Raw genomic sequence first — 6,429 nt, forward strand, 5'->3', positions numbered from 1 at the left:
AGCGACGGCGCATTGCGGAATCTTGCAGCCCTAGCTTCCACAGTTCGCCAAACGGATCCAGTGTTCGCATCCCGTGGCGTTCATTTGCTCCTGTTGGGCGTGACCTGCGACCGCTGGCTCGCTCTCATCCCGCTTCCGCCGTTATTCTGCGGAAGTGATTTCTCCATTGTCGAGATTTCGGAGGAGATCAGCCCTGATGCCGTATATGGTCAACACGATCATCTTTGAATAGGCGGAGGAAAGGAACCTACTCGGTGGACAGCCCATGGAGCCTCAAGAACGACAGCTTGTCCCAATAGCCACGTTAGAAGACGATCTCGACCGTTCGTCTGCCCTGACGTCCATTAGGCCATGTATCAACGAGGAGGGAAGACTGCCGTGACAGCAAAGGTTCGGGAGCTCCAGCTTATATTTGAGCATATCGATCTGACCGGGCCAGAAGCAGCACGGCTGCTGGGAGGATACCGCCTTCGGCGCGGTGACCGGGTAATGGATCTTAAGGCGCAAACCGCGGGCGAGAGTCAACCAATAAACGAAAGGCGGAATTCGGTACCACTGTGGGCTTCCAGCGATATGTGCCCACCGACTTGGCGCGCGATGGCTTTGACCAAGATCAGACCGGCACCCCCTGTCTCAACACCGGGCGTGCAGGAAAGCCCTAAGCCATTGTCGCGCACCAAGAGTTCGCCCTCACGGCCATTTCCAGGAGGGCGAAATGAGATCCAAATATGGCCCTCCCGTTCCCCTGGCAGGCCGTGCTTCAGAGCGTTGGCGATCCCCTCAGCGGCGACGAGCCCGACCGGCACTGCGGTGTTCAGATCGAGGTGACCATACGCCGGCCCAACTTCAACCTGAACTCGGCCAGTTGCTCCGAAGCTCTCGATCAGCGCGCCACCTAAAGTCCGCAGATATTCGGCGAAGTCGATGCTGCTAGTGTCATCGTGCTGATATAACGCTTCGTGCACCAAGCTCATCGCCGTGACCCGCCGCAGCGTGTCCTCGAAAGCGCTCCGCAAGTTCGGGTCCGGACTGCGCAGAGCCTTGAGCGTAAGTAGACTGTTGACGATCTGCAGATTGTTCTTGACCCGATGGTGAACCTCTTGCAGCAGCACGTCTTTGTCGGCAGCGGCCTGGCGTGTCTCAGCCAAGGCAGAGCTCAGGGCCACCGTCCGTTCCTCAACACGCGCCTCAAGCTCCTCGTTTGCTCGCCGCAGCTCTTCCTTGGCCTGCTTCAAGGCACTGCTCTCCAGCAGCGTCCAGGTGCCGCGACGGCGGGCCAGCGCGAACTCATGATTCTCCACCACGTCCAGTACCCCACCGGCGTTGCACCGCTCAGTGCAATAGCTGCATAGCGCGATGAGGCGATGATTGCAGAAGCAGGTGTTCACCTTGGTTTCGTACTCGGCGAACGAGTCCCAATCATCAGCCTCTAGGAAGTAGGTGTTCCCCGTGACGCGCAGGCCCTCATACCCGCGCGCCAGCGCGTGTTCCTTGCGCGCGATCCATCCGGCAATCAGGTCATCCGCGCCGCTCTTGTTGGCCCTGAGGTACCAGTCCCCCGCGTCGACCAGTTCGATTTGACCTTGGCGGATCCGCGCATCAAGATCCGGCACGGCAGCGCGCAAAGCGTCCGTGGCGCCTTGTACGCCGAGTGGCGGCGCGGCCACCCAGAGGCATTGTTCATTACCGTCCAAGCCGGCTTTGAAATAAGGAACTAGCGTATCCACCAAGTCCTCGGCCGTCTCGTAAAACTGGCAGAAGTGCGCGCCCCAGCGCAGTTGGCCCACGGCCGGGATGCCGCTTTCCACGAGATCTGACACGTTTGCCCCTTTGGTGTGTTCCGCTTAATAAGTATCATCACAGCTCCAAGGACAATAGCAATATGGTTAATATTCGGTGAAAAAGACCCGCATCCTCATCGTCGAGGATGAGGCGCTTGTAGCCATGGCGAGCGCCCAGATCCTTGAGGCTCTCGGGCATGAGGTGGTGGATATAGCCGCCTGCCACGAGGATGCAGTGGCATGTGCGGCGGCTTCAGTTCCGGACTTGGTGTTGATGGATATTCGTCTTAAAGGAGTAGTCGACGGTGTTGACACAGCTAAGGTGCTGAAAGCTCAGCACGGATGCCAGATCATTTTCGTAACCGGTCAGAGCGACAAAGGCACCAGGGAGCGCGCCGAAGCCATTGGCCCAGTGGGCTATCTGAAGAAACCTTTTACGCCCGACCAGCTAGGCAAAGCAGTCAGCGACGCGCTGGCCTGATCTTCAACCCATTGCGGCGATGGTGATATCCATGAGACTATCCATCAATGTAGAAGATGTTATCGTTTGACTCCGTCTTTCGCTAGCCAGCAGGGCAACTTGGAGGCGACAGATGCAAAATCAGCGTTCTGGCGAGGTCTGCTCCGGGTCATGGACTACCTGTCCTCGCACCGAGGCAAAAATAGTGCTCGTGGCGAACAATAATTCTCTATTACAAGGACCTTGCCTCCCGTTGTACCCACCTCCACCAAAACGAAAGTATTAAACCTTGTGAGTTTCGTCCGTTCATGAGACCCTCTGTGATTGCGTCATGATTTCAACTGAGATCCCGCTGAACGTTTCTGCTGCGCCAAGACCTGCCCAGGGTTGGTCGGCCAAAGGACGCATAAACACTAAATGACCAAAACATTCGCCGTGCATGCTACCCCTCATTACTTCGCCGGGGGCGGCAAGATGGGTGCACGTATGCGCGATTACGACTGGTCGTCGACGCCGCTGGGTCCGCCTGTAACTTGGCCGCAATCCCTGAGTACGGTGGTAAACCTGCTGCTTACCTCCAGCTTCCCGATGTTTGCAGTATGGGGACCGAAACTCACGTTCCTATACAATGACAGCTACCGTCCGATTCTCGGTGGCAAACCGGAGGCTCTGGGCCGTCCCTCCGCAGAGGTGTGGGCCGATATCTGGGACGAACTCGCTCCCCTGGTACAGCGGGCGCTTGCTGGCGAGGCCACCTTCCACGAGGACCGCCTCCTGGTCATGGAGCGCCACGGATATCGGGAGGAGACCTACTTCACCTTCTCCTACAATCCGATCCGAGACGAGACCGGCAGTGTCGCCGGCATGTTTTGCGCCTGCACTGAGAACACGGCACGGGTGCTTGCCGAGCGCCGTCTGACGTTCCAGCTCGACCTCGCCGAACGACTCCGCGGGTTGGCCGACCCCGTCGCGGTGACGGTCGCTGCCGCCGAGGCGCTCGGGCGTCACTTGGGTGTGGCGCGTGCCGGGTATGGCCGGATCGACGCCGCGGAAACTACCGTTGCTGTGGACCGGGACTGGTCCAGTGGGTCGATGGCGAGTCTAGCGGGTGAGGCCCGCCTTCTGAACAGCTTTGGCGCTGAAGTCATTAATGACCTGCGCGCCGGGCGCATCCTCCGGGTGCACGATGTAGTCAACGATCCGAGGACGGCTGCCCCAGGGCCGGCGGCGGGCTTCGCCAGCATTGGGACCCGCTCGCTGCTTGTGGTGCCGCTGGTGAAAGCCGGCCGGCTCATGGCGATCCTGTACCTCCACGAGCCCATGCCTCGCCGCTGGACGGATGCGGATGAAGCCCTCGCGGAGGATGTCGCTGAGCGAACCTGGGCGGCGATTGAGCGCATTCATGCCGAGGCGGCGCTGCGCGCGGCCAATTGGGCGCTGAAAGAGGAGCGAGCGGCAGTCGAAGCTGCTAACGCCCGACTGACTGCCGAAGGCGAGCGCCTGCGCGAGCTGTTCCATCAGGCGCCCGGCTTCATGTGTGTGCTGCGTGGTCCAGACCACGTTTTTGACATGGCCAACAACGCGTATCTTCAGCTCATCGGGCGCCGCGATCTCATCGGCAAGCCCACGCGCGAGGCGCTGCCGGAGGTCGAGGGGCAGGGCTTCTTCGAATTGCTGGACCAGGTCTACGCGACCGGTGAGCCGTATATCGGTCGCAGCCTACCGATCAAGTTTCAGCGCAGCCCGGGAGAGGTCCTAGAGGAGCGCTTCATCACCTTCGTCTATCAGCCTATTAGGGACGGGAACGGACATGTGACGGGCCTGTTCGTCGAGGGCAGCGACGTCACCGAGGCCAGACACGCGGAGGAGGCGCTTCGTGAGCGGACCCATGCCCTAGAGATCGTCAACCGGACCGGCGCTGCGATCGTTGCCGAACTCGACACCGAACGGCTGGTGCAGACGGTGACCGACGCCGGTGTGGCACTAGCCGGTGCCGAGTTCGGTGCATTCTTCTACAAGAACGTTGACGATCAGGGCGGGAGCTACATGCTTTACGCTCTATCAGGCGCGCCTCGCGAGGCTTTCGCGGCCTTTCCGATGCCTCGCGCGACGGCGGTGTTTGGGCCCACCTTCAACGGCGAGGGCATCATGCGATCCGACGACATCACTAAGGACCCGCGTTATGGCCGTAATAGCCCCAACTACGGAATGCCCACAGGGCATCTGCCGGTGCGCAGCTATCTGGCCGTTCCAGTTAGGTTGCGCTCGGGTGAGGTGATCGGTGGGCTATTCTTCGGTCACCCCGAGCCCGGCAGGTTCACGGAGCGCTCGGAATCGAGCCTGGCGAGCCTGGCGGCGCAGGCGGCGGTTGCCATGGACAACGCCCGGCTGTTCCAGGCTGCGCAACGTGAGATCCGCCACCGCAGCCGGGCAGAGGAGCAGCTGCGTGCGCTAAACGAGCAGCTGGAGGAGCGTGTAGCCGAAGCCATCGCGGAGCAACGTCAGGCGGAGGCTACATTGCGGCAGGTCCAGAAGATGGATGCGGTAGGCCAGCTCACGGGCGGAGTGGCGCACGACTTCAACAACCTGCTCCAAGCCATGTCGGGTTGCCTCACCCTGATCAGCCGCCGCACGCGAGAACCGGCAGTCGAACCGATCATTGAGGCTGGCCGACAGGCGGTGGACCGCGGGACGAAGCTAGTGCAGCAGCTGATGGCCTTCGCCCGACGCGAAAGCTTGCGTCCGGAGCCGGTTGACATACGCGACCGCGTGCTCGGCATGTCCGAGCTGTTGACGCGTGCACTGCGAGCCGATATCCGCCTGGTGACGAAGTTTGGACCCGGCTTGTGGCCCATCGAGGTGGACCCGACGCAGTTCGAACTGGCATTGATCAACCTGGCGGTCAACGCCCGCGATGCCATGCCGGAAGGCGGGTCACTGACCCTTGAGGCATCCAACGTCTACCTCCACGAGGGCGACGCGTCAGCTCTGAGGGGCGACTTCATCAAGCTTTCGGTATCGGATACGGGGTGCGGCATGCCAGCCGATGTGCAGACCCGTGCCTTTGAGCCGTTCTTCACGACTAAGGAGGTCGGCAAGGGTACGGGTCTGGGGCTGTCCCAGGTCTACGGGCTTGCGCGACAGGCAGGTGGCACCGCCTGGATTGAGAGTATGCAGAAGCGGGGCACCATCGTGCACATTCTGCTCCGCCGCTCCGCCAAGGCTCCAGCAGCTGAAATGAAGCGCTCTTCTCCGGAGGTGAGCAACTCGCGCCGGCATGGTAGCGTACTTGTGGTTGAGGACGATCCGATTGTGGCAATGACGGTCGCCACGGCGCTGGAGGATGCCGGGTTTGCAGTGACACGCGCCGCAACGGCCGATGAGGCGCTGTCGGTAATAGCGGCCGGGGGTGTGGATCTGCTGTTCAGCGACGTGGTCATGCCCGGCGGCATGAGCGGTGTGGATCTGATGCGTGAGGTTCAGCTTCGTTATCCCGGCCTACCGGTGGTATTGGCCACGGGCTACAGCGAGGAAGTTGCCCGTGCTCCGGGAGCGCAGGTGCTGTCGAAGCCATACCGGATCGACCAACTGGTCGGCGTGCTCGACAAAGTGTTGGCCGAGGCCGAACGGAAGTCCAAGACAGCGTGATGTTGAACGTCTGTTCCTGGCGAATAGGTATTGGTATTTCGACTGGAGGTTCTCTCGCCTTAGCGAGGGAATGTCGAACTCTGTCCTTCCACCACGCTAACTAATGTGTTGATCTGCCTCAACTTTCAAAACGGGTACTGGCCTGCGGCAGTCAACAGGTCCGGAGAAAACGGCGCAACGGAGAACGCCGGCGGCGCATACGGGCGATCGGCCGGTCAACAGGTCGGCGCGTCAAATCGCGCAGTTGCTGGGGATTTCAGGAGGCTGATCCGGGACCGGAGAATGTTCGTCCCGTAGAAGATGGCGGACGGGGTGGGATTCGAACCCACGGTGAGCTTGCACCCACGGCGGTTTTCAAGACCGCTGCCTTAAACCACTCGGCCACCCGTCCGTCGCGCGCTTCACTACCCCACTCGACGGCTTCGTTCAAGTCCCGCAACCGCACCCGGCGCTTCCGCATTGATCCGCCCCGAGGCCAAAAAAAACCAGAACGGCAAAGCTGACCTTCTGTTAGGAACGCGTGAGGTTGCAAACGAGGAG

At 60.9% G+C, this 6,429-nt stretch carries 4 protein-coding genes and 1 tRNA gene; 3 read left to right on the plus strand and 2 right to left on the minus strand.

Annotation, left to right across the window (positions count from 1 at the left end; all coding sequences use genetic code 11):
* A partial coding sequence (locus tag AC5JJ6_RS35925) for a hypothetical protein (protein ID WP_496046631.1) occupies positions 1 to 228 on the plus strand: 228 nt, incomplete at its 5' end.
* A gap of 293 nt (positions 229 to 521) precedes the next feature.
* Here AC5JJ6_RS35925 and AC5JJ6_RS35930 read toward each other — a convergent pair.
* Positions 522 to 1,820, minus strand: a complete 1,299-nt coding sequence (locus AC5JJ6_RS35930) for a sensor histidine kinase (RefSeq protein WP_496046632.1) — start codon at positions 1,818 to 1,820, stop codon at positions 522 to 524.
* 76 nt (positions 1,821 to 1,896) lie between these two features.
* Between AC5JJ6_RS35930 and AC5JJ6_RS35935 the strand changes: the two genes are divergently transcribed.
* Together AC5JJ6_RS35935 and AC5JJ6_RS35940 are read left to right on the plus strand one after the other, a co-directional pair.
* Positions 1,897 to 2,262 (plus strand): response regulator, encoded by a 366-nt coding sequence (locus tag AC5JJ6_RS35935; protein ID WP_496046633.1) that lies wholly within the window; start codon positions 1,897 to 1,899, stop codon positions 2,260 to 2,262.
* Positions 2,263 to 2,658: 396 nt separating this feature from the next.
* Positions 2,659 to 5,889 (plus strand): GAF domain-containing protein, encoded by a 3,231-nt coding sequence (locus tag AC5JJ6_RS35940; protein ID WP_496046634.1) that lies wholly within the window; start codon positions 2,659 to 2,661, stop codon positions 5,887 to 5,889.
* Positions 5,890 to 6,190: 301 nt separating this feature from the next.
* Here AC5JJ6_RS35940 and AC5JJ6_RS35945 read toward each other — a convergent pair.
* Positions 6,191 to 6,280: transfer RNA gene (locus AC5JJ6_RS35945), tRNA-Ser, on the minus strand.
* Between the last annotated feature and the right edge of the window lie 149 nt (positions 6,281 to 6,429).

It is taken from the genome of Skermanella sp., assembly GCF_059503625.1.

Coding starts and splice junctions, on each gene's coding strand:
- AC5JJ6_RS35940 (WP_496046634.1), top strand. CDS start 2,659: ATGACCAAAACATTCGCCGTGCATGCTACCCCTCATTACTTCGCCGGG.